Below are 24,061 nucleotides of genomic sequence, written 5' to 3'. Positions count from 1 at the left end.
GGGGAAACGATGGGAACGACGCGAAACAGTGTAGTGAAACCACTCTCCGGCTGGCTGGCGCTGGCCGCCTGCGCCGCCCTGCTGCTGGCCTGCGGCGGCGGCGGCGGCAACCCCGGCGCCGTGCCGGGCAATGGCAACCCCGGCACCGGCACGACGGCCGCCGCCACCGTGGCCGTGTCCTTCGTCAACGCCAGCGGCCAGGCGGCCAATGCGGTGACGAGCGCCGCGCCGCTGACGGCCAGGGCCCTCGTCAAGGATGCCGCCGGCAAGGCCGTCGCCAACGCCCTCGTCACCTTCGCCACCGACGCCGAACTGGGCGTGTTCTCGCCGTCGGCCGGCACGGCGCTGAGCGACGCCAGCGGCGTCGCCTCGGTGACGCTGCGCCCGGCCAGCCTGGCCGCCAGCGGCGCCGGCACCGTCACCGCCTCGGCCACGCTGGCCGGCACGACCGTCAAGGGCGACGCCAATTTCGCCGTCGGCGCCACGGCGCTGACCTTGTCGCCGCTGTCGCTGTCGCTGAGCCAGATCGCCGCCTACGGCTCGACGGATGTGACCGTGGATGTGCTCAGCGGCGGCGTCAAATTCACCGAACAGTTGAATGTGGCGTTCTCGTCCGCCTGCGTGACGGCCGGCAAGGCCAGCCTGGCCGCGCTGGTGCCGACCAGCAATGGCACGGCGCGGGCCGTGTTCCGCGACCTCGGCTGCGGCAACAACGACACCATCAGCGCCACCGTCAGCGGCCTGTCCGGCGCCGGCAGCACGGCCAGCCTGAAAATCGCCAGTCCGGCGGCCGCCTCGGTCCAGTTCACCGCGGCGGCGCCGACCGACAAGTCGATCGTCATCAAGGGGCAGGGCGGTTTGCTGCGCACGGAAACGGCGACGCTGACCTTCAAGGTCTTCGACATCTTCAGCCAGCCGCTGGCGAACCAGGCCGTGACGTTTTCGACCAATTCGCCCGACGTGACGCTCAACAAGGCGAGCGACAACACGGACGCCAAAGGCGAGGTCATCACGACCGTCAACTCCGGCACCAAGCCGACCACGTTCAAGGTCACCGCCACGCTGGCCGGCGGCATTTCGACGCAGTCCGACTCCATCGTCGTCACCACCGGCCAGGCCGTCATCAAGGCCTTCTCGCTGAGCGTGAGCAAGGCCAACATCGAGGGCTGGTCCTACGACAGCGGGACGGTGACGCCGGCCAGCTCGATCAACATCCTGCTCGCCGACGCGTCGGGCAACCCGGTGCCGGACGGCGCCCCCGTGGTGTTCCAGACCAACCTGGGCGCCGTCGGCTCGTCCAGCAAGGGCGGTTGCACCACCGTCAACGGCGGCTGCACGGTGGACTTCCGCAGCCAGAATCCGCGCGTGGCGGACGCGCCGAACTCGCCTTCGACGCCGTGCAACACCGCCAGCGGCGGCGCCAACGACGCCCGCGTCAGCAGCGACAGCACGCGCGCCGGCCTGGCGACGGTGTGCGCCAGCACGACCGACGGCAGCAGCACGCTGTTCTCGAAAATCGCCATCTTCATGAGCGGCAGCAGCGCCAGCAAGGTCTACCTGGACGGCGCGCCGACGCCGCTGACGGGGGCGCAGGTGGATCTCGGCTCCGTCGGCGCCTACGAATCGAAGGTGTTCTCGCTGCAAATCAACGACCTGAACTTCAACCCGATGCCGGTCGACACCACGGTCGCCGTGGCCAATCTGGTCAACGCCACGGCCGCCGGCGTGGCGCCGGACAAGGTGCCGAACATCTTCCCCCATTCGCCGGCGGGGGACGACCAGAGCGGCAACGTCATCAGCGGCAACCAGGGCTCGACACATACCGTAACGATAGGCGGAACGCAACCGAAACCGTGCACCGGCCCTTTGGTCGGCACCTTCAATGTGGTAATCACAACGCCGCGTGGACTGGCCACCCCTTATCCGTTTAAACTAACGTTCACTTGCCCGTAACGGGCTGCGGGCAGAGGCCGGCCGTCGGGCCGGCCGTTCATCGGATTTTTGAGTGTTAGATGCACAGTGGCTGAAAATTTAAAAAACAATATCTTTATCGTCGGCCTGATGGGCGCGGGCAAAACCACGATCGGCCGCATCCTCGCCCGCAAGCTGGGGCAGCGCTTCGTCGATTCCGACCACGAGATCGAGGCCCGCACGGGCGCGTCGATCCCGTGGATTTTCGAAATCGAGGGCGAGCAAAGTTTCCGCCGCCGCGAGGCCGACGTGATACGCGACTTGACGCTGCAGCAGGGCATCGTCATGGCCACCGGCGGCGGCGCCATCCTGAACGCCGACAGCCGCGCCTACCTGAAGGCGCGCGGCACCGTCATCTACCTGCGCGCCAACGTCAACAGCATCATGACGCGCACCAGCCACGACAAGAGCCGGCCGCTGCTGCAGACGGCCGATCCGCGCAAACGCATCGAGGAGCTGGCCGAGCAGCGCGAGCCTTTTTACATGGAGGTGGCCGACGTCGTCATCGATACCGGCCGACCTAACGTACAATCGATGGTCCAAACTATTTTGATGCAACTGGCCAGCCGCGCGTGCGCGGCCTCGCCGAACTGCGTCACCCAAGCCGAGCCTTCGATGAATGAGCAATCCAATATCCTATTAAGCGTCGACCTGGACGAGCGCAGCTACCCCATCGTCATCGGCCCCGGCCTGCTGGCCGACGCCGCGCTGCTGCAGCGCCACATCGGCGGCAGCAAGGTCGCCATCGTCAGCAACACCACGGTGGCGCCGCTGTACCTGGCGCCGCTGCGGCAGGCGCTGGCCGCGGCCGGCAAGGAGGTCATCAGCATCGTGCTGCCGGACGGCGAGGAGCACAAGAACTGGGCCAGCCTGATGCAGATCTTCGACACGCTGCTGGCGCACAAATGCGACCGCAAGACGACCTTGGTGGCGCTCGGCGGCGGCGTCATCGGCGACCTGACCGGCTATGCGGCGGCCAGCTATATGCGCGGCATCGACTTCGTGCAGATCCCGACGACGCTGCTGTCCCAGGTCGACTCCTCCGTCGGCGGCAAGACCGGCATCAACCATCCGCTCGGCAAAAACATGATAGGCGCCTTCTACCAGCCGCGCGCCGTCGTCGCCGACACGTCGACGCTGGAAACGCTGCCGGCGCGCGAGCTGTCGGCCGGCCTGGCCGAGGTCATCAAGCACGGCGCCATCATCGACGCCGCCTTCTTCGAGTGGATCGAGGCGAACATCGGCAAGCTGATGGCGCGCGACAAGGGCGCGCTGGCGTATGCGATCGCGCGCTCATGCGAGATCAAGGCCGACGTGGTGCGCCAGGACGAGCGCGAGGGCGGCCTGCGCGCCATCCTCAATTTCGGCCACACCTTCGGCCACGCGATCGAGGCCGGCATGGGCTACGGCAAGTGGTTGCACGGCGAGGCCGTCGGCTGCGGCATGGTGATGGCGGCCGACCTGTCGTGCCGCCTCGGCCTGGTCGACGCGGCCACGGTGGCGCGCGTGCGCGCGCTGGTGGCGGCCGCCGGCCTGCCGGTGACGGCGCCCGACCTGGGCACGGCGCGCTGGCTCGAACTGATGGAGGTGGACAAGAAAAACGAGGGCGGGGCGATCAAGTTCATCCTCCTCAAGCCGCTCGGCAGCCCGAGCATCGGCACGGCGCCGCACGAGCAGGTGCTGGCCACGCTGGCGGCCGGCGTCTGACATGCCGGAAACCGACTTCCTCGCTCCGTATGCCGCCCACTCGGCGCAAGGGCGGGGGCGTCGCGTCGCCGAGGCCCCGCCGGCCTCGCGCAGCCAGTTCCAGCGCGACCGCGACCGCATCATCCACTCGACGGCCTTCCGCCGCCTCGAATACAAGACCCAGGTCTTCCTCAACCACGAAGGCGACCTGTTCCGCACGCGCCTGACGCACAGCCTTGAGGTGGCGCAGATCGGCCGCTCGCTGGCGCGCAGCCTGCGCCTGAACGAAGACCTGGTCGAGGCGATCGCGCTGGCGCACGACCTCGGCCACACGCCCTTCGGCCACGTCGGCCAGGACGTGCTGAACGACTGCATGCGCGAGCACGGCGGCTTCGAGCACAATCTGCAAAGTCTGCGCGTGGTCGACGAGCTGGAGCAGCACTACGGCGCCTTCGACGGCCTGAACCTGATGTTCGAGACGCGCGAGGGCATCCTCAAGCACTGCTCGCTGGCGAACGCCCAGCAATTGGGGCCGCTGGGCCAGCGCTTCATCGAGCGCACCCAGCCTTCGCTGGAGGCGCAACTGACCAATCTGGCCGACGAAATCGCCTACAACAACCACGACATCGACGACGGCCTGCGCTCGGGCCTGATCACCATGGCGCAACTGGAGCAGGTCGAACTGTTCGCGCGCCACCGCCGCGCCGTCGATGCCGCCTTCCCCGGCCTGGCGGGCCGGCGCGCCGTCCATGAAACGCTGCGCCGCATCATCGGCGCGCTGGCGGCCGACCTGGTCGCCACGTCCACCGAGCGCATCCTCGCCGCCGCGCCAAAGCACATCGACGACGTCCGCGCCGCGCCGCCGCTGATCCGCTTTTCCGATGCGATGCGGGCCGACGCGACGGCGCTCAAGCGCTTCCTGTACGCCAATCTGTACCGCCATTACCAGGTGAACCGGATGCGCGTGAAGGCCAGCCGCATCGTGCGCGAATTGTTCGACGCCTTCCAGGCCGAGCCGGTGCTGCTGCCGCCCGACTACCAGGCCGCCGCCGGCGCGCCGGACCGGCAGGCGCGCCAGATTGCCGACTACATCGCCGGCATGACGGACCGCTACGCGATCCGCGAACACCGCCGCCTGTTCGCCATCGACGAGCTGTAGCGGCGGCGTTTGATTCCCGTCAACGCGGCGCGCTGGCGCGGGTAGAAGCGCGCCCGGCTTTGCCCACGCATAAGGCCGCGCGCCGCGGCGCCCGCGACAATCAGACGTCGGCGGCGCAGCCCGCCCCCCATCATTCATTTCCTTGCCGCCATGCGCACATCTCAAGGACCAAGCTTGTCGTTGCGCGCTCAGCTTGACAATGGGCGGACCGACGACGAGTATGAAAATATGGATGAACAGACGACAGCGCTTGCCAAGGACATGGCTTCCGTGAAGACGGACGTCGCCGTGTTGACGTCCGATATGGCGGTGTTGAAGGCGAATGTCGGCGAAATAAAGGCCGACGTCGGCAACTTGAAATCGGATCTGGCCACCGTGAAATCCGATGTGGCGGTCATGTGCTCGAACTACGTGACGAAAGCCGAGCTGGCCCAAAGTGTAGGTGCGCTGCGGGTCGATATGGACATTCAGTTTGCCGCCGTAGGGACTGAATTGGGTGCAGTGCGGACAGAGATGTCCAGCGGATTTGGCGCAGTGCGGACAGAGATGGCCAGCGGATTTGGCGCAGTGCGGACAGAGATGGCCGACGGCATTGGCGCTGTGCGGACAGAGATGGCCAGCGGATTTGGCGCAGTGCGGACAGAGATGGCTGATGGCATCGGCGCCGTGCGGGCAGAGATGGCCAGCGGATTTGGCGCAGTGCGGACAGAGATGGCCGACGGCATTGGCGCTGTGCGGACAGAGATGGTCAGCGGATTTGGCGCAGTGCGGACAGAGATGGCTGACGGCATCGGCGCCGTGCGGACAGAGATGGCCAGCGGATTTGGCGCAGTGCGGAAGGAGATGGCTGACGGCATTGGCGCTGTGCGGGCAGAGATGGTCAGTGGATTTGGCGCAGTGCGGACAGAGATGGCTGATGGCATCGGCGCAGTGCGGGCAGAGATGGCCAGCGGATTTGGTGCAGTGCGGGCAGAGATGGCCGACGGCATTGGCGCTATGCGGACAGAAATGGCCGACGGCATGGGCGCTATGCGGGCAGAGATGGCTAACAGTATTGGCGCTGTGCGGACAGAGATGTTTACCGGCCTGGGCGCCGTGCGGGCTGAGATGGCCGCCGGCCTGGGGGGAGTCCGAACCGAAATGGCGAGGGAATTTGGTGCCGTTCGGACAGAAATGGTTGCCGGTTTGGGCGCCGTGCGCACAGAGACGGCCGCCGGTTTCGGCGCCGTCCGGGCGGAGATGGGGGCCATGGAGGTGCGCATCATCAAATGGTTCATCGCCACCGCCGTCACCTTAAGCGTCACCCTGAGCGGTATCGCCTTCGCCATTGCCAAACTGGTTCATTAGGCGCCGCCCTAGCATATTTCAAAATAGATGTAAATTGGCAACTTCATGTAGGCCGCGCCATAAACACCCAATATCCGCAGGGAAACTTTCTTTCTATTATGTAGCCTTCAATAAGGCTGTCGTGTATAGCAAAGGAGGTCATGTGATTGAATCCCGCCGCAAATTCCTGCGCGCCCTGCCGGCCATCAGCGTCGGCGCGGCGCTGGCGCCCACGCCGGCGATCGGCGCCACCGGGCAAGGCGCAACGCGCTGGGCGATGGTGGTCGACGTGCGCAAATGCATAGGCTGCCAAGCCTGCACCGTCTCCTGCATCATGGAAAACGCCGTCCCGGAAAATAGCTTTCGCACCATCGTGTCGACCTACGAGGTGCGCGAAGGCAATCGCTGCGGCACCTACACGCTGCCGCGCCTGTGCAACCACTGCGAAAAACCGCCCTGCGTTCCTGTCTGCCCGGTCGGCGCGACCTTCCAGCGCAAGGATGGCGTCGTCGTCGTCGACGGCGACCGCTGCGTCGGCTGTGCCTACTGCGTGCAAGCCTGCCCCTACGACGCCCGCTTCATCAACCACGACACCGGCAAGGCCGACAAATGCACCTTCTGCGCCCACCGCGTCGACGTCGGCCTGCTGCCGGCCTGCGTCGAAACCTGCGTTGGCGGCGCGCGCATCTTCGGCGACCTGAACGACCCGCACAGCGAAGTGCGGCGCCTGCTCGACGCCAATGAGGTGAAGGTGCTGAAACCGGAAATGGACACCCAGCCGCATGTGTTTTACCTGGGCCTCGACGAGCGTTTCGAGGGGCGCGTCGAAGGCGAGGCGACGCTGTGGCAACCGAGCAAACACGGAGCGTAAATCATGGACAGCCACATCACCGAAGTGCTCAACGTCACGCGTGAAGCGTCCTGGCTGCCGTGGGCGGTGCAGTATTTTTTCTTGATCGGATTGAGTTACGCCAGCTTCATGCTGACGTTGCCGTATTTCGTCTTCCGCCGCCAACAGTTCGAGGCCCTTGGCCGCCTGTCGCTGCTGGCCGCGCTGGCCTGCGGCGTGGCGGCGCCGGTCGCGCTGCTGGCCGACTTGCACGGCCCCGGCCGCTTCTACCACTTCTACCTGCACTTCCAGCCGCAGTCCTGGATGGCCTGGGGATCGTTTTTCATCCCGCTCTACCTGGGCAGCCTGATGCTGTACGCCTGGCTGGCGCTGCGCGCCGACCTGGCCGCCTGGGGCGCGGCCGGCCGGCGCGGTGCGCGCTGGTATCGTCTGGCGGGGCGGGGCGGTCAGGCGCCGCGCTGGGCGCTCAACGGTGCCGCGCTGGCGACCCTGGCCGGTGCCCTGCTGCTGGCCCTGTATACGGGCATGGAAGTGGCCGTCGTGCGCGCCCGTCCGCTGTGGCACACACCCTTCCTGCCGGCCCAGTTCGTGGCGACGGCCGGCACCGGCGCCATCGGCCTGGCGCTGCTGTTCAACCACTTCCTCGGCGGCCGCGACCGCCAGCTTGAAGTCGTGCTGAACCGCGTGCTGGCGCTGGCGCTGGCCTTCGTGCTGATCCTCGGCGGCGGCTGGCTGTTCGCCAGCCTGTCCGGCCTGAGTCCCGTGCACAGCGCCGCCTTCAACCAGGTGGCCGGTCTGCCGGCCTGGCAGTTGAGCGCCGTCTGGGCCGTGCTGGCCACCGTCGTGCCGATGGCGCTGGCCGTGTGGCGGCCCGCCTCCAGCGGATTGCTCAACGGCGTGATCGCCCTGCACAGCGCCTGGATGATGCGCTGGACCATCTTCATCGGCGGCCAGGCCATTCCCAAGACCGGCGCCGGCCTGTACGACTACCACCTGCCGCTGGGCAGCGACGGCTTGCTTGGCATCGTCGGCACGCTGGGCTTGTGGACCGTGCTGCTGATACTGATGCTGGAATGGCTGCCCTGGGCCGGCGCCGCCGCGTTCCCCCGATCTGGCAAGGCTGGCGCCGCAGGCGCGCCGGCGATTCAATAGGAGAGAGTCATGGAAGACAAACGTCGCATCTTTTTGCGCAACGCCGCGCTGGGCGGCGGCCTGACGGCCTTCGCCGCCAGTTTCTCCACCACGGCGGGCCGCATGCTCGACCACGTGCGCGGCAAGGACCAGCCGCAGAATAAATTGCATGGCAATTCCCTGAAGCCGGAATTCTCCGTCGACCCCGCCAGCGGCAAGCTCAGCGTGAACCCCGAGCAGCAAGTCAGTTACACGATGTGCATGGGTTGCACGACGTTTTGCGGCGTGCGCGTGCGCATCGACAAGCCGAGCGGCAAGGTGCTGCGCGTCGCCGGCAACCCCTACAGCCCGATGTCGGCCGATCCGGCGCTGCCCTACCAGACGCCGGTGCGCGACAGCTTCGTCGCGCTGTCGCGCTTCAAGGAAAAAGGCTTGGCGGGGCGCTCGACGGCTTGCGGGCGCGGCAACGCCGTGCTGGAACAGATGGAGTCGCCGTTCCGCGTGCTGGCGCCGATGAAGCGGGTCGGCCCGCGCGGCGGCGGCCGCTGGCAGCCCATCGCCTTCGAGCAATTGGTGAAGGAAATCACCGAGGGCGGCAATCTGTTCGGCGAAGGGCCGGTGCAGGGTTTGCGCGCGCTGCGCGAGCTGGACACGCCGATCGATCCGCAGCAGCCGGAACTGGGGCCGCGCGTCAACCAGGTCGGCCTGATGGCCAGCACCGACGACGGCCGGCTGGCCTTCGCCGACCGCTTTTTCAAGCAGTCCTACGGCAGCCTGAACATGGTGAACCACGGCAGTTACTGCGGCGGCGCCTACCGTTCCGGCTCGGGGGCGATGTTCGGCGACATGAAGAAAATGCCGCACGCGAAAGCGGATTTGGAAAACGTCGAATTCTGTCTCTTCGTCGGCACCGCGCCCGGCAACGCCGGCAATCCGTTCAAGCGCCAGGGCACTCTGGTGGCCAAGGCCCGCTCGGGCCAGCGCCAGTTCAACTACGTCGTTGTCGACCCGGTGTTGACGAACGCCGACAGCCTCGCCTCGGGCGACCGCAGCCGCTGGGTGCCGATCAAGCCCGGCACGGACGGCGCGCTGGCGATGGCGATGATACGCTGGATCATCGAGGAGCGGCGCTATGACCGGAGCTTCCTCGTGCAGCCGAATTTGCAGGTGGCCGAGGCGGCCGGCGAGGCCGCGTGGTGCAACGCTAGCCATCTCGTCATCAGCCAGCCGGGCCACCCGCGCGACGGCCGTTACCTGCGCGCTTCCGACATGGGCCTGGAATTGCCCGAGGACGAGCGCTACCAGGAGCAAGACCCGTATGTCGTGTTCGACGCGGGCACGCAGCAAGCGCTGGCGCACACGGCGGCCAAGGGCGAGGCCGAGCTGTTCTTCGACGCCGAGCTGCAGGTCGGCGGCCAGGCGCTGCGCCTGAAAAGCGCGATGACGCTGCTGCGCGAGGAGGCTTGCCGGCACACGCTGGCCGACTACTCTGCGGCCTGCGGCGTGCCGGCCGACGTCATCGTCGGACTGGCGCGCGAGCTGACCAGCCACGGCAAGCGCGCCGCCGTCAACGCGCATGGCGGCATGATGGCCGGCAGCGGCTTCTACAACGCCTATTCGCTGGTGATGCTGAACACCCTGATCGGCAATCTGAACCGCAAGGGCGGCACGCTGATCAACGGCGGCAGCTTCAAGGACGCCGGCCCGGGGCCGCGCTACAACCTGGAAAGCTTCGCCGGCCAGATCAAGCCGGCCGGCACGCCGATCGGGCGCAACGTCGCCTATGAGAAAAGCGCCGAGTTCAAGCGCAAGAAGGCGCAGGGCAAGGGCTACCCGGCGCAGGCGCCGTGGTATCCGAACGCGCCGGCGCTGGCCACCGAATGGCTGACCAGCGCGATGAACGGCTACCCCTACGGCCTGAAGGCGCTGATACTGTGGAGCTGCAATCCGCTGTACGGCGTGCCGGGGCTGCGGGCGCAGATCGAGCACGACCTGGCCGATCCGAAAAAGCTGCCGCTGATCGTCGCCGTCGACCCCTTTATCAACGAAAGCTCGGCCTTTGCCGACTACCTCGTGCCGGACTCGCTGCTCTACGAGAGCTGGGGCTGGGCCGGCGCCTGGGGCGGCGTCGCGGTGAAGATGAGCACGGCGCGCTGGCCCGTGGTCGAAGCGAAGGCGGCCAAGCTGCCGGACGGCCAGGCGATAGGCATGGAAACCTTCTTCATCGCGCTGGCCAAGGCCATGCAACTGCCCGGCTTCGGTCCGGGCGGCCTGAGCGACAGCGACGGCGTGCCCTGCGCGCTGGAGCGGCCCGAGCACTGGTATCTGCGCGGCGGCGCCAACATCGCCTGGCAGGGCAAGACGGCCGTGCCGGAGGCCAGCGACGACGACATCGCGCTGTCCGGCGTGGCGCGCATCCGTCCGCTGCTGGAGGCGGCGCTGAAGCCGGAGGAGTGGCGCAAGGTGGCCTTCATGCTGGCGCGCGGCGGCCGCTATCAAAGCTATGGCGAGATGTTCGGTGTGCGCCTGCCGCCGCCGCCCGCCAAGGCGGCGCCCGGCGCGGCGCCCGCGGCCGCGCCCGCGCCCGCGCCGATGGCGGAGCTGCCGCCGTATCCGGCGGACTGGGCCACGCACCGCTACACCAAGCCGATGATGGTGTACAACGAGAACCTGGGCGCCAGCCGCAACAGCGTCAGCGGCAAGCGTTTTCCCGGCACGCCGGCGTGGCGCGAGGCCGCGTTCGCCGACGGCACGCCGGTGCGGGGAAAATATCCGGAGGCGGACTGGCCGCTGCAGCTGATCAGCTATAAATCGCCGCTGCAGAATTCGTACAGCATAGGCGCGCGCCGCCTGCGCGGCATCCACCCGGACAATCCGGTGGCGCTGCACGCGGACGACGCGGCCCGTTTCGGCGTGCAAAACGGCGACCGCGTCTACCTGGAAACGCCGGGTGGGCGGGCCAAGGCGACGGTGATCGTGCGGCATGGCGTGCAGCGCGGCGTCATCGCCGTCGAACACGGTTTCGGCCACCGCGAAATGGGCGCGCGGGCGCACCGCTTCGGCGCCGTGACGCAGCCGGGCGAAGCGGCCATCGCCGCCGGCGTCAACCTCAACGACCTGGGCTTGAGCGACCCGACCCGCAGCGGCCGCAACGTCTATGTCGATCCGGTGTCGGGCAGCGCCGTGCGCCAGGGTTTGCCGGCGCGCATAGTGCGGGCTTGAGGCAGCCGGGCTGGCGCCGGCAGCCCGTTTTTAGTCGAGCTGGCCGCCCGCCATCAGCAGGCGCGCCACCTCGGCCGCCGAGTGCACGCCCAGTTTGGCCATGGTGTTGTGGCGGTGCACCTGGACGGTTTTTTCGCTGATGTCCAGCTCGCGCGCGATCACCTTGTTCGGTTTGCCGCTGGCGAGCGCCTGCGCCACCTCGCGCTCGCGCGCCGTCAGCGCGGCCAGCGCGCCCTGCGCCGCGCGCGCCTGCGCGTCCTGGGCCGTCTCGCGGACGCTGCGCGCCACCGCGCGCGTGACGGCGTCCAGCAGCACCTGATCCTTGCATGGTTTTTCGAGGAAATCGCAGGCGCCGTTCTTCATCGCCTGCACCGCCATGCCCAGGTCGCCGTGGGCGCTGAGGAAAATCACCGGCAGGGTAATGCCGCGCTCCTTCAGCGCCGGCTGCAATTCCAGGCCGCTCATCAGCGGCATGCGCACGTCGAGCAGCAGGCAGCCCGGCGCGTGGCCGTCGTAGCCATCGAGGAAGGCGCGGGCCGACTCGAACACCGCGACGCGCCAGCCGGCCGAGTCGAACAAATAGGCCAGCGAGCGGCGCATCGCCGCGTCGTCGTCGACCACAAACAGGATGGCGTCGCTTTCATTCATGGGTGTTCCATATTGGGCAGGGTGAAGCAGATGGTCAGGCCCGCCGCGTCGCCGTTGGGGCGCGCCGACAGCGTGCCGCCGAAGGTTTCGATGATGCTCTTGCTGAGCGACAGGCCGAGTCCCAGACCCTCCGCCTTGGTCGTGAAAAAAGGTTCGAACAGGCGCGCAAACTGCTCGGGCGCGAGGCCGCAACCGCTGTCGCGCACGCTGACGCGCCAGGCGCCCGCGTCGGCGTCCAGGCCGACCTCGATGGCTTGCTCGGCGCGGCCGGCGCTGCGCTGCGCGTCCAGGGCATTCTTCAACAGATTCAGCGTCACCTGCTGGATTTGCAGCGCGTCGGCCAGCACCGGCGCCGGCGCCCTGGCGCCGCGCCAGGCCAGTTGCGCCTGCGGATGGGCGGCGCGGAACAGGGCGAAGGCGTCTTCCAGCACGGCGGCCAGGTCGAGGTGGCGCCGCTCGGCCGGCTTTTTTTGCGCCAGCGCGCGGACATTGCGCATGATGTTGCCGGCCCGTTCGCTTTGCGCCGCGATCTCGTTGGCGCCCTCAAGCAGCGGCGCCGCCTCCATCCTGCCGGCGTCGATGCGGCGCGCCATGCCGCGGGCGAAATTGCCGATCGCCGCCAGCGGCTGGTTCAGTTCGTGGGCGATGGCGCTGGCCATTTCGCCGAGGATGGCCAGGCGCGCCGTGTGGTCCAGCGCCGCCTGGCGCGCCTGCGCCTCGTCGGCCATGCGCCGCTGGGTTTCCTGCGCCGCGCGCAGCTGCCCGGTGCGCCGGCCCACCAGGTGTTCGACCCGCACCGTGTGCACGGCCCAGCCCACCAGCAGGGCCAGCGCCAGCAGCATCAAGCCCCAGTAGCGCCGCAGCACGGTTTCGAAGCTCCACTCGCGCAGGTAGGCGTAGGGGCCGATGCGCAGCTCGCGGAACAGCGTGTCGACGCCCTGGTAGTCGCCCGGCACGGCCCAGCTGTAGCCGTCCGGCGTGCGCGCCATCGTCAGCAGCGCCACCGCCACTTGCTTGGACAATTGCGGCGCCGTGTGGCGCAGCGCCGCGAAGGGCCAGTCGGGATAGAGCCGCGAGGAGCTCTGGCATGCCGAGCCGGGGCTGGCAACGGGGGCCAGCACGCGCAGGTCGGCGGCGTCCAGCTCGCCGCTGCGTATCATCTGTTCCAGCAGGCAGATGCGGACGATGCCGGCGTCGGCCCGGCCGGCGCGCACGGCCAGCAAGATCTTCTGCGTCGGGAAGCCGGAAAATTCCAGCCTGCCCAGGTCGTGCTCCGGGTCGACGCCGGCCGCCAGCAATTCGCGCGCGGCGATCTGATAGCCGCCGAACGCGTCCGGGTCGACGGCCAGCACGTGCTTGCCGGCCAGCTCGGGCAGGGCGGCGAGGGCGGCGCCGCGGCGCACCACGATGGCCGAGCCGATCGACTGGCGCGGCGAGGCCGCCCACGGCGACTCCAGCGTGGCGATGCGGCTGGCGCCGGCGGCGTGCTCCAGCGCGACATAGTGGCCGCTGCTGGTGATGACGAAATCGACGGCCCGCTCGCGCGCCGCCCGCGTCAGCCCGGCCTGGTCGAAATCGAGCAGCACGAAGCGCCGCCCCGGCACGCTCGCTTCCAGCCACAGGCGCAGGCGCGACCAGTCGCGCTGCACCGCCTCCGGCCCCTTGTAGGCCAGCACGCCGATGCGCACGGGCGCGTCGGCGCCGTCCTGCGCGCGCGCCGCCGGCAGCAGGCACAGGGCCGCCAGCGCCGTCAGCGCCAGCCGCGACAAGCGGCGCGCCGCGCGCATCTAGAAGGCCATGCGCGTCTGCGCCGCCGCGGCGTCGCCGAACAGTTCCAGCAGCAGCTTCTTGACCGGCGCCGGCAGCGGCGCCTGGCCGATGCCGGCGCCGTCTTGCCAGACGTGGCCGGCCTCGCCGGCCAGGTCGAGGCGGCGCGCCAGCGCGATCCGGCACGGCACGATGTGCAGCTTGTAGTGGGTGAACACGTGGGTGATCGGCAGCAGGCGCTGCTGCGATTCGACCTCGCCGAAGCGGCCCGCCGCCAGCGCAATGGCGGCGTGGTCCGGCTGCGGCACGCCGTCCCCGTCGAGCGGCATATGCCCGTCCAGCTCCGGCAGCGACAGCAGGCCGCCCCAGATGCCGGTGGCGGGGCGCTGCTGCAGCAGCACCTGGCCGCGGTCGATGATGACCAGCATCGTCGCGTGTTTTTCCGGGTTGGTTTTTTTCGGTTTGCGCACCGGCAGATCCTTGACGCGGTGCGTGGCGTAGGCGACGCAGCGCGGCTGCAGCGGGCAGCGCTGGCAGTCCGGGCTGCTGCGCGTGCACAGCGTCGCGCCCAGGTCCATCAACCCCTGCGTGTACGACTCGATGCCCTGTTGCGGCAGCAGCGCCTCGGCGCGCAGCCACAGCGCCTGTTCGACCTTTTTCTCGCCCGGATAGGCGGCGATGCCGAACACGCGGGCGAACACGCGCTTGACGTTGCCGTCCAGGATGGCGGCGCGCACGCCGCCGGAAAACGCGGCGATCGCCGCCGCCGTCGAGCGGCCGATGCCGGGCAGCTCGGCCAGCAGCAGCGGATCGCTGGGGAACACGCCGTCGTATTCGGCCAGCACGCGCTGGGCGCACTTGTGCAGATTGCGCGCCCGCGTGTAATAACCGAGGCCGCTCCACTGCGCCATCACGTCCTCGACGGGGGCCTCGGCCAGCGTCCGCAGGGTCGGGAAGCGCGCCAGGAAGCGGGCGTAGTAGTCCAGCACGGCGGCGACCTGGGTCTGCTGCAGCATGATTTCGGAGAGCCAGACCAGATAGGCGTCGCGGGTGTTTTGCCACGGCAGCGCGTGGCGCCCGTGGGCCCGCTGCCAGGCGATGACGGTGGCGGAAAAATCCGCATCGGCGAAGGAGGCATTGCTGGCCGCGCCCAGTGCGGGCGGCGGCGGGTGAAGCGGACTTGTCATGTGTTCTCTATTATGCGGCCGCGTCGAGCGCGACGATTTGTGTATTGATGGCGATGCTGATGGCGCCGGCCAGTTCGCCGAGGCGGCTTTTCTGCTGCTCCAGGGTGTCCAGGCTGGTTTCGAAGACGTCGATTTTCTGCTCCAGGCTGTCGGTGGCGTCGTGGATGCGCTGGATCGACGCCAGCCGGTGTTTCAACTGCTCCTTGTGCTGGCGGATCTGCGCCTCCAGCGGCGCCATGATGACCTTCAGCCAAGCCTCGGCGTCGTCGTTGGCGGTCTTGAAGCTCTTGCGCACGCGCGAGGCGATGGTGTCGAAGAATTTCTCCATCAGCACCACGCGGCTGGTCGTGATCAGCGTCGCCGTGCCGAACTGCTTGTGGTAGACGGCCTCGATGTCGTCGATCTCCTGGCGGTGGCGCTGCAGCGAAAACGGCATCGGCAGCGCCAGCGCCAGGCCGTTCTCGTTGGAGAATTTGCGGTACATCACGCCCATCATTTCGGTGATTTCCACCGTCTTGCGCTCGGACTGCGCGACATTGTCCTTGATGCGCTCGAAGTACTGGCGCACGGCTTCGCGCACGCCGGTGAAAAAGCGGCTGCGCTGCATCTCTTCGCGCACCTGGTCGATATCGTCGCGCACGATGTCCATGCCCAGGCTGGTGTACAACTCCGTCGACAGGCGCGTGAACACGGAGCGCGTCGCCTGCAGCTTGAACAGGCTGCTGTCGAACTCCTTTTTCTCGGCGTCGATGCGGCGCATCATGTGCGCGACCACGCTCTGGTTCTTGCCGCGCAGGCTTTTCAGCTCGTGCAACTGCTCGGCGATGCCGCGGATGCGCGCCGCCACCAGCGCCTGCTGGGCCGCGCCGATGGCCTGCATGTCGTCGGCCAGTTGCTTGCGGACGATGTCCTGCTTGGCCGGAATCAGCTCGTTGAACAGGGCTTGCTCGAGCGCCTCCAGGCGGCTTTTCGCCAGCAGCGCCGCGTCGCCGTTGATCTTGCCCACCAGCGCCTTTTGCGCCGACACGGGGAACACCTGGCGCGCGTCCAGGGCCAGCATGTGCGCGGCGCCGGCCTGCTGGCGCGCGATGTCCTGGTCGACCTCGGCGTCGCTGCGCAACTCGTCCCACATGCTGTCTATCTTGTTGAGCACCACCAGGCGGCCGGCGCCGGCGCCGATGTGCTGGCGCCACACCTCGATGTCGCTCTTCGTCACGCCCGTGTCGGCGGCCAGGATGAACAGCACGGCGTGGGCGTTCGGGATCAGGTTCAGCGTCAGCTCCGGCTCGGTGCCGATGGCGTTCAGGCCGGGCGTGTCGAGGATCACCAGGCCCTGCTTGAGCAGCGGGTGGGGGAAGTTGATGATGGCGTGGCGCCACAGCGAAATCTCGACCATGCCGTGCTCGTCCTGCACCGCGGTGGCGTCCGGGTCGTCGGCGTCGTACAGGCCGTAGCGCTGCGCCTCGGCCACCGTCACGCGCTTGCTCATGCTGACCTGCTTCAGGGTTTCCTGCAGCGCCCCGCCGACCTCCAGGTTCAGCGGCAGCACGGTCCAGGCGGCGGCGTCGTCGCGGTAGTCGCTGGTCGACAGATTGCGCTCCCGCGTCTCGATCGGCAGCAGGCGGATCGACGGCGGGCTGGCCGGGTCGTACAGCAATTCGGTCGGGCACATGGTCGTGCGCCCGGCGGCCGAGGGCAGGATGCGCTGGCCGTAGTCGGCGAAGAAAATCGCATTGATCAATTCGGATTTGCCGCGCGAAAATTCGGCGACGAAGGCCACCGCCAGCTTGTCGTCGGCCAGGCGGGCCAGGGTGCGGGCGATGCGCAGCTCGGTGGCGCCGTCGGCCAGGTCGGCGGCGCCGACAAAGCCCTGGTATTGCTCTAGCGCCGAGACGACGCCGCGGCGCCACGCGCTGTAATGTTGCAAATCCCTGAGCATCATGCTGACCTTGCCTCCATGCGGGTCTTATTTCTGGCAATTGACACAATAAAAAGTCGAGCGCTGCCCCTGCTTGATCTGGCGCACGGTGGCGCCGCAGACGCGGCAGGGCAGACCTGCCCGATCATAGACGAAATAGCTCTGCTGGAAATAGCCGGACTGGCCGTTTACGCCGATAAAGTCGCGCAGCGTGCTGCCGCCCTGGATGATGGCCGCCGCCAGCACCTCGCGCACGGCCTGGGCCAGCTTGTCGTAGCGGGCCAGGCTGACGCGCCCGGCCGGCGTCTTCGGATTGATGCCGGCGCGGAACAGGCTCTCCGAGCAGTAAATATTGCCGACGCCGACGACGATGTCGCCGGCCATCAACGCCTGCTTGACGCTGACGCTGCGCCCGCGCGTCTGCTGGTACAGCAACTGACCGGAAAAGCCCGCTTCCAGCGGCTCGACGCCCAGGCCGCGCAACAACTGGTGGTTGTCGACGCCGCCGTCGCGGGCGTCGTGCCACAGCACGGCGCCGAAGCGGCGCGGGTCCGTCATGCGCAACACCTGCGGGCCCTGCGCGCCGGCGACGACGAGGTCGAAATGGTCGTGCCGGTTCGCCAGCGTCTGCGGCGGCAGCACGCGCAGGTGGCCCGACATGCCCAGGTGGATGATCAGGGTGCCATGCTCGAACGGCAACAGCAGGTATTTGCCGCGCCGCCCGGTCAGGCCGATGGTGTGGCCGGACAACTGCTGCGCCAGGTCCGGCGGAAACGGCCAGCGCAAGCCGCTGCGGCGCAGCACCACATCCTGCACGGCGCGGCCTTCGAGGTGGGGCGCGACACCGCGCCGTGTGACTTCAACTTCGGGCAATTCTGGCATGGCGGACTCGAACGAGGGTGAAAACGCCGGCGGCCGGCGGGGGGCATTGCTCTGGCAATAAATTTCCTTACACTGGGCGCACACGCAATTGATGTGTTGGGCGTAGAATCATTCTTTGCCCGCACAGCCAGGAATGCCTTTTGAAAAATGCTTTCGCCATTGTAACCCTCTCCGCCCTGATGTCGGCGTGCGCCGTGGTCGCGCCGCCGCAGGCGCCCGTCGCCAGCGCAGCCGCGGCGGCGCCGCCGCAGCCGCCGGAGGAAACCGCCGCCGAGCCAGCGCCTGCGCCCGCGCCCGCGGACGAAGTCTTGCCCAGCCTGGCGCTGAACAGCGAGCTGCTCTACAAACTGACCAAGGCCGAGCTGGAATTCAAGACGGGCCGCTGGCAAGGCCCCTTCGTCACGCTGATGAGCGTGGCCCAGCAAACGCGCGACCCGCGCATCGCCCGCCGCGCCGCCGAGATGGCGCTGGCGGCCAAGCAGGGCGGCGAAGCGCTGGCGGCGATCCGCCTGTGGCGCGAACTGTCGCCCGACTCGGAAGAGGCGAAACAGTACTTCCTCGGCTTCGTTGTGCTGGGCGAGCAGATGGGCGAAGCCGAACCGATCTTCGTCCAGCGCCTGAACGACGCGGCGCCGGCCGCGCGCCCGCTGAGCATGTTCCAGATGCAGCAATTCTTGGCCCGGGCCAGCGACAAGGCGGCCGCCTTCGCCATGCTGGAACGCGTGCTGGCGCCGTATCTGGCCATGCAGGAAAGCCACCTCGTGCTGGCGCAAAGCGCGTTCGCGATGGGCCAGCGCGAGCGCGCCACCCAAGAAGCGCAGCGCGCGCTGCAGATCAAGCCGGCCTCCGAGCTGGCGGCGCTGACGCTGGCCCAGGTGGCGGGCACACCGGAGGAAGCCCGGGGCGTGCTGACGACCTTCCTTGCCAGCAATCCCGGCGCCCGCGACGTGCGCACCGCCTACGCGCGCCTGCTGATCGACCAGAAACAGTTCGACCCGGCGCGCCAGCAATTCCAGATGCTGCTCAAGGCCCAGCCCGACAACGTCGGCACCCTGTACGCGCTCGGCATCCTCTCGATGCAACTGCGCGACACGGCGGCGGCCGAAGCCCACTTCAAGCAATTCCTCGCCGTGCTGGCGGCCAAGCCGAACGACGAGCGCGACCCGGCCAAGGTGCACATGATACTGTCCCAGATCGCCGAGGAAAAAGGCGACACGGCCGGCGCGCTGCAATGGCTGGACCAGATCGACGGGCGCGACGGCCGGCCTTACTTCGAGGCCAAGATACGCCGGGCGCAACTGATGGCCAAACACGGCGACCTCGACGGCGCGCGCAAGGTGCTGGCCGACATCAAGACCGAGGAAGCCGACGAGCAGGCGCAAACCTTCCTGACGGACGCCCAGTTGCTGCGCGACGCAGGCTATACACAGAGCGCGTTCACGGTGCTGGAAAACGCCCTCAAACGCTTCCCCGACAACGCCGAACTGCTGTACGACTTCGCCCTGCTGGCGGAAAAACTGGGCAAGCTCGACATCATGGAAACGAGCTTGCGCCGCGTCATCGCGCAGAGCCCGAACAACCACCACGCCTACAACGCGCTGGGCTACTCCCTGGCCGAGCGCAACATCCGCCTGCCGGAAGCGCACGCGCTGATCGACAAAGCCCTGAAAATGGCGCCGGGCGACCCCTTCATCATGGACAGCATGGGCTGGGTGCAATTCCGCCTCGGCAATCTGCAAGATGCCGAAGACATGCTGCGGCGCGCCTACACCTTGCGCAGCGACCCTGAAATCGGCGTCCACCTTGGCGAAGTGCTGTGGGCAAAGGGCGACAAAGCCGAAGCGGAAAAACTGTGGCGCGAAGCGGGTGCCAAAGACCCGCACAACGGCGCCCTGAAAAGCACGCTGGCGCGCCTGAACCTGAGCCTGTAAACTTGCTTCACCCCCTGGGGTCAGGTCTAGACATGGCGGTTTTTCGGTGAAAACCGCCATGTCTAGACCTGACCCCAATGTTGCTAATTTCCCCAATCTATTTTTCTTATGACTTTGTTCCTGGCGCGAAAGAATTTTCTTGTCCTTGCCTGCGCGTGCGCGCTGTTGGCGGGCTGTGTGACGACCGCTGTGCCGCCGTCGGCGCAGCCGGTGGCGCCTTACCGCGACAGCGTGGAGTTGGCCGGCCGTTTGATGGTGAATTATCAGCGCGATGACAAGCCGGAGTCTTTGTCGGGCAAGTTCGTCTGGCAGCAGCGCGGCGAGCGCGTCGACGTCAGCCTGGCCTCGCCGCTGGGGTCGACCATTGCCACGATCGCCGTCGCGCCCGGCCTGGCGACGTTGACGCAGGCCGGCCAGGCGCCGCGCGCGGCCGCCGACGTCGACGCGCTGAGCGCGCAGGCGCTGGGCTGGCCGTTGCCGGTGTCCGGCTTGCGCGACTGGTTGCAGGGCTATGCGGTGGGCGCCGACGGCGGCCGTTTCGTTGCCTCGCCGCTGCACGCCAGCGTCACCACGCGCGATGGCTGGCGCCTGAATTTTGTGTCCTGGCAGGACGGCGCCGGCGCGCCGCGGCCCAAGCGCATCGACGCCGAGCGCGCCGCCAGCCTTGACTCGGCAGCCGTGGCGATCCGCATTGTCATCGTTGAGGAGCAGCCATGACGCCCGCCAGCCTGCTCGATTGCCCGGCCCCGGCCAAGCTGAATCTGTTTTTGCACGTTAACGGCCGCCGCGCCGATGGCTATCATTTGCTGCAAACCGTGTTCCAGTTGATCGACCGCGGCGATGTGCTGCATTTCCAGTTGCGCGGCGACACGGCGATCCGCCGCGTCAGCGAGGTCGCCGGCGTGCCGGAGGAGCAGGATTTGATCATGCGCGCCGCCCGCTTGCTGCAGGCCGAGGTGCTGCGCCGCAGCGGCGCGCTGCCGCCCGGCGTCGATATCGCCATCGAGAAGGTGTTGCCGATGGGTGGAGGCCTGGGCGGCGGCTCGTCCGACGCCGCCACCACGCTGATGGCGCTGAACCGTCTGTGGCGGGCGGGCTTGACGCGCGCCGAGTTGATGGCGCTGGGCTTGCCGCTGGGCGCAGACATTCCGTTTTTCATTTTCGGCGAGACGGCCTTCGCCGAGGGTGTGGGCGAGGCTTTGCAGGCGGTGGCCGCGCCCGATTGTTGGTATGTCGTCATCGAGCCGGGCGTGGCCGTGCCGACGGCGAAAATATTTTGCGCCGAGGATTTGACACGGGATACAAAACTCGTCACAATAGCGGACTTTTCCAGGCACCTCATGGTTGAAAACGATGTGGGCGGCTTTGGTAGGAACGATTTACAGCAAGTGGCAAGCCGATTATTCCCGCCGGTAGCAGCAGCGGTGGAGTGGTTGGGGCGTTACGGCAAGGCCAGGATGACTGGCTCCGGTGCTTGCGTGTTTTGCGCGTTTTCCAGCGAGGACGATGCCGATGCGGTGCTCTGTAAAGTGCCCCCCGTCTGGACGGCCTGGAAGGCGAAGGCGCTGAGCCGCCACCCGATGTTTGCGGTGTTGTAAGTAGGAAAAATAAATTTGGCTTTACGTTGATTAGGCGCTAGAATACTGGCCTAGTGACGGAAAGCAGTCAGTTGCGTAGGGGAATCGCCAAGTTGGTTAAGGCACTGGATTTTGATTCCAGCATGCGAAGGTTCGAATCCTTCTTCCCCTGCCATTCATTTTCCCTGCAGATCTGTCGATGCGAAGTTGGCGTCCAGTCAGGGCAAGATTGATGCTCCCGCCCTGCGGGTCATCCTAAACACAGCGCCAGCCGGGCTTTCGCCTGGCTAGTGACTTTTCAAGATATCAACGCTTACCTCTTGGGACTCCTCCAATGGCTTACGAAAACCTGATGGTTTTTACCGGCAACGCTAATCCGGCTTTGGCAGAAGGGGTCGCAAAAAATCTCGGCATCCCCCTCGGCAAGGCCAACGTTTCCAAATTCTCCGACGGCGAAGTGATGGTCGAGATCAATGAAAACGTCCGCGGCAAGGATGTCTTCGTTTTGCAATCGACCTGCGCTCCGACCAACGACAGCCTGATGGAAATCATCCTGATGGTCGACGCCTTGAAACGCGCTTCCGCCGGCCGCATCACCGCCGCGATCCCGTATTTCGGCTATGCCCGCCAAGACCGTCGCCCGCGCTCTGCGCGTGTGGCGATCTCCGCCAAAGTCGTCGCCAACATGCTGGAAGAAGCCGGCGTCGAGCGCGTCCTGATCATGGACTTGCACGCCGACCAGATCCAGGGCTTCTTTGATATCCCGGTCGACAATATCTACGCCTCGCCGATTTTGCTGGGCGACCTGCAAAAGAAGAATTACCAGGACTTGCTGGTCGTGTCGCCGGACGTGGGCGGCGTCGTGCGCGCCCGCGCGCTGGCGAAACGCCTCGGCTGCGACCTGGCCATCATCGACAAGCGCCGCCCGAAGGCGAACGTGTCGGAAGTGATGAACATCATCGGCGAAGTCGAAGGCCGCAACTGCGTGATCATGGATGACATGGTCGACACGGCAGGCACCTTGACGAAAGCGGCCGAAGTGCTGAAAGAGCGCGGCGCCAAGAAAGTCATCGCCTATTGCACGCACCCGGTGCTGTCCGGCCCGGCGATCGAGCGCATCAGCGCCTCGCCGCTGGACGAGCTGGTCGTCACCGACACGATTCCCCTGTCGGAAGCGGCCCTGGCCTGCGGCAAGATCCGCCAACTGACCTGCGCGCCCCTGCTGGCTGAAACGTTTAAACGCATTATCAAAGGCGATTCCGTTATTTCGCTGTTTATCGACTAAGTATCGACTAAGATACGGGCAGCATCAGCAGTATTTTCAGCGGCGCGGCCGGCACAATTGCCGGTTGCGCCGCTGTAGTTTTCACCGTCTTCTTGGGCGCGGCTGCCGCGCCCATTTCTCGACATCCCCTGGTCGCGGGGGATGTCGCAACGCAAGGCGCAAGCCTTGTTCTTTTTGGAGCAACAAATGAAAGTTATCGCATTCAAACGTGATCTGCAAGGTACCGGAGCGAGCCGCCGCCTGCGTATTTCCGGCCAAACCCCAGGTATCGTCTACGGTGGCACCGAAGCCCCGGTGACGATCTCGCTGGACCACAACGCGCTGTACCACGCGCTGAAAAAAGAAGTGTTCCACTCGTCGATCCTGGATCTGGAAATCGACGGCGTCAGCCAGCCAGTGCTGCTGCGCGACTTCCAAGTCCACGCGTACAAACAATTGGTCCTGCACGCTGACTTCCAGCGCGTTCTGGCTGACAAAGCGATCCAGATGAAAGTGGCGCTGCACTTCGCCAACGCTGAAGTATCGCCAGCCGTGAAACTGCACGCCGCAACGATCAGCCACGTGCTGAACGAAGTGGAAGTGTCCTGCCTGCCAGGCAAACTGCCAGAGTTCATCACCGTTGACCTGTCGAACATCGACGTCGGCCACTCGGTCCACCTGGCCGACCTGACCTTGCCAGAAGGCGTGACCGTGATCGCTCACGGCAAGAACCAAACCGTTGCCACCGCTCTGGTGCCACCAGGCCACGTGTCCGCCGAAGCCGCTCCAGCAGCCGACGCGGCTCCTGCAGCCAAAAAAGGCAAGAAGTAATTTTTGCCTGAAGCGGCCGCCCCGCGCGGCCGCATCGATAAAAAACCCGCCTGGCGGGTTTTTTATCGCCCATTTTCCGCGATAATCGGATTTTTCTTTTTGTCAGAACGCCATGCCCATTCGCCTGATCGTCGGCCTCGGCAACCCCGGCCCCGAATACGAACAAACCCGCCACAACGCCGGCTTCTGGCTGGTGGACCAGCTGGCCAACAGCCTGCCCGGCACGCGCCTGCAGCGCGAGTCGCGCTTTAACGCATTCGTCGCCAAGACGGCCATCGCCGGCCGCGAAGTGTGGCTGCTGGAGCCGCAAACCTTCATGAACCGCTCCGGCCAGTCGGTCGGCGCGCTGGCCCGCTTCTACAAGATCGCCCCCGACGAGGTGCTGGTGGTGCACGACGAGCTCGATCTCGCGCCCGGCATCGCCAAGCTGAAGAAGGGCGGTTCGGCGGGCGGCCACAACGGCTTGAAAGACATCAGCGCCGCGCTCGGCACGCAAGACTACTGGCGCCTGCGCCTGGGCATCGGCCACCCGCGCACGACGGCGTCGCAGCAGGCCGTGGCCGACTTCGTGCTGCACCGGCCGCGCAAGGAAGAGCAGGTGCTGATCGAGGAAGCGATCGAGAAAAGCCTGCGCGTGCTGCCGCTGGCCTGCGAAGGCAAGCTCGACATTGCCACCATGCAGTTGCATACAGTTTAAGTTGCATACAGTTT

18 protein-coding genes and 1 tRNA gene are annotated in these 24,061 nt (G+C 66.9%); 14 read left to right on the top strand and 5 right to left on the bottom strand.

Annotation, left to right across the window (positions count from 1 at the left end):
• The first annotated feature begins 33 nt into the window (after positions 1-33).
• From OIK44_RS21965 to OIK44_RS21935, 7 genes are all read left to right on the top strand, one after another.
• Positions 34-1,953 carry an Ig-like domain-containing protein gene (locus tag OIK44_RS21965; RefSeq protein ID WP_273673913.1) on the top strand — a complete coding sequence of 640 codons (1,920 nt, stop codon included), beginning with the start codon at positions 34-36 and terminating at the stop codon, positions 1,951-1,953.
• Positions 1,954-2,061: 108 nt separating this feature from the next.
• A complete protein-coding gene (gene aroKB / locus OIK44_RS21960) occupies positions 2,062-3,678 on the top strand; it encodes a bifunctional shikimate kinase/3-dehydroquinate synthase AroKB (RefSeq protein WP_420213880.1) in 1,617 nt (538 codons plus the stop codon).
• Between the two features lies 1 nt (position 3,679).
• Positions 3,680-4,816, top strand: a complete 1,137-nt coding sequence (locus tag OIK44_RS21955) for a deoxyguanosinetriphosphate triphosphohydrolase (RefSeq protein ID WP_273673911.1) — start codon at positions 3,680-3,682, stop codon at positions 4,814-4,816.
• 174 nt (positions 4,817-4,990) lie between these two features.
• The gene (locus OIK44_RS21950) at positions 4,991-6,163 is read left to right on the top strand and encodes a hypothetical protein (RefSeq protein WP_273673910.1); all 1,173 of its coding nucleotides are present in this window, start codon (positions 4,991-4,993) and stop codon (positions 6,161-6,163) included.
• 142 nt (positions 6,164-6,305) lie between these two features.
• Entirely contained in the window at positions 6,306-7,013 is a 708-nt protein-coding gene (gene dsrO, locus OIK44_RS21945; protein ID WP_420213877.1) for a sulfate reduction electron transfer complex DsrMKJOP subunit DsrO, read from the top strand.
• Positions 7,014-7,016: 3 nt separating this feature from the next.
• Positions 7,017-8,144 (top strand): NrfD/PsrC family molybdoenzyme membrane anchor subunit, encoded by a 1,128-nt coding sequence (nrfD, locus tag OIK44_RS21940; RefSeq protein ID WP_273673908.1) that lies wholly within the window; start codon positions 7,017-7,019, stop codon positions 8,142-8,144.
• Between the two features lie 9 nt (positions 8,145-8,153).
• Positions 8,154-11,345, top strand: coding sequence for a molybdopterin dinucleotide binding domain-containing protein (locus OIK44_RS21935; protein ID WP_273673907.1), 3,192 nt, complete (start codon positions 8,154-8,156; stop codon positions 11,343-11,345).
• A 30-nt stretch (positions 11,346-11,375) separates the two neighbouring features.
• Here the strand turns inward: OIK44_RS21935 and OIK44_RS21930 are convergent, their stop codons facing one another.
• Genes OIK44_RS21930 through mutM form a run of 5 tightly spaced genes read right to left on the bottom strand, consistent with a single transcriptional unit; the run spans position 11,376 to position 17,747 of the window.
• A complete protein-coding gene (locus OIK44_RS21930; protein ID WP_273673906.1) occupies positions 11,376-11,993 on the bottom strand; it encodes a response regulator transcription factor in 618 nt (205 codons plus the stop codon).
• The gene (locus tag OIK44_RS21925) at positions 11,990-13,780 is read right to left on the bottom strand and encodes a sensor histidine kinase (RefSeq protein WP_273673905.1); all 1,791 of its coding nucleotides are present in this window, start codon (positions 13,778-13,780) and stop codon (positions 11,990-11,992) included. Before OIK44_RS21925 ends, OIK44_RS21930 begins: the two co-directional genes overlap by 4 nt.
• Positions 13,781-14,947, bottom strand: a complete 1,167-nt coding sequence (gene mutY / locus OIK44_RS21920; protein ID WP_273673904.1) for an A/G-specific adenine glycosylase — start codon at positions 14,945-14,947, stop codon at positions 13,781-13,783.
• 10 nt (positions 14,948-14,957) lie between these two features.
• Positions 14,958-16,886, bottom strand: a complete 1,929-nt coding sequence (locus tag OIK44_RS21915; RefSeq protein ID WP_273674038.1) for a dynamin family protein — start codon at positions 16,884-16,886, stop codon at positions 14,958-14,960.
• 27 nt (positions 16,887-16,913) lie between these two features.
• The gene (gene mutM, locus OIK44_RS21910) at positions 16,914-17,747 is read right to left on the bottom strand and encodes a bifunctional DNA-formamidopyrimidine glycosylase/DNA-(apurinic or apyrimidinic site) lyase (RefSeq protein ID WP_273673903.1); all 834 of its coding nucleotides are present in this window, start codon (positions 17,745-17,747) and stop codon (positions 16,914-16,916) included.
• Positions 17,748-17,926: 179 nt separating this feature from the next.
• On the opposite strand from mutM, the gene OIK44_RS21905 reads away from it, so the two are divergent.
• The 7 genes from OIK44_RS21905 to pth all read left to right on the top strand — a co-directional run bounded on the left by OIK44_RS21905 (position 17,927) and on the right by pth (position 24,047).
• Positions 17,927-19,678: a tetratricopeptide repeat protein gene (locus tag OIK44_RS21905; RefSeq protein ID WP_273674036.1), complete on the top strand. Its 1,752-nt coding sequence runs from the start codon at positions 17,927-17,929 to the stop codon at positions 19,676-19,678.
• 108 nt (positions 19,679-19,786) lie between these two features.
• Positions 19,787-20,395, top strand: a complete 609-nt coding sequence (locus OIK44_RS21900; RefSeq protein WP_273673901.1) for an outer membrane lipoprotein LolB — start codon at positions 19,787-19,789, stop codon at positions 20,393-20,395.
• Positions 20,392-21,276: a 4-(cytidine 5'-diphospho)-2-C-methyl-D-erythritol kinase gene (gene ispE / locus OIK44_RS21895; protein ID WP_273673900.1), complete on the top strand. Its 885-nt coding sequence runs from the start codon at positions 20,392-20,394 to the stop codon at positions 21,274-21,276. Before OIK44_RS21900 ends, ispE begins: the two co-directional genes overlap by 4 nt.
• Before the next feature lie 77 nt (positions 21,277-21,353).
• Positions 21,354-21,430 (top strand) — tRNA-Gln (locus OIK44_RS21890).
• Between the two features lie 159 nt (positions 21,431-21,589).
• Positions 21,590-22,540 carry a ribose-phosphate pyrophosphokinase gene (locus OIK44_RS21885; protein ID WP_273673899.1) on the top strand — a complete coding sequence of 317 codons (951 nt, stop codon included), beginning with the start codon at positions 21,590-21,592 and terminating at the stop codon, positions 22,538-22,540.
• 186 nt (positions 22,541-22,726) lie between these two features.
• A complete protein-coding gene (locus OIK44_RS21880; RefSeq protein ID WP_273673898.1) occupies positions 22,727-23,350 on the top strand; it encodes a 50S ribosomal protein L25/general stress protein Ctc in 624 nt (207 codons plus the stop codon).
• Positions 23,351-23,462: 112 nt separating this feature from the next.
• Entirely contained in the window at positions 23,463-24,047 is a 585-nt protein-coding gene (pth, locus tag OIK44_RS21875) for an aminoacyl-tRNA hydrolase (RefSeq protein WP_273673897.1), read from the top strand.
• Positions 24,048-24,061 lie beyond the last annotated feature (14 nt).

The sequence above is a fragment of the Janthinobacterium fluminis genome (genome assembly GCF_028595325.1).
Lineage (GTDB): Bacteria > Pseudomonadota > Gammaproteobacteria > Burkholderiales > Burkholderiaceae_D > Janthinobacterium > Janthinobacterium fluminis.
Note: the sequence above shows the minus strand (reverse complement) of the source record. Positions and strands in the feature narration are given on the sequence as shown.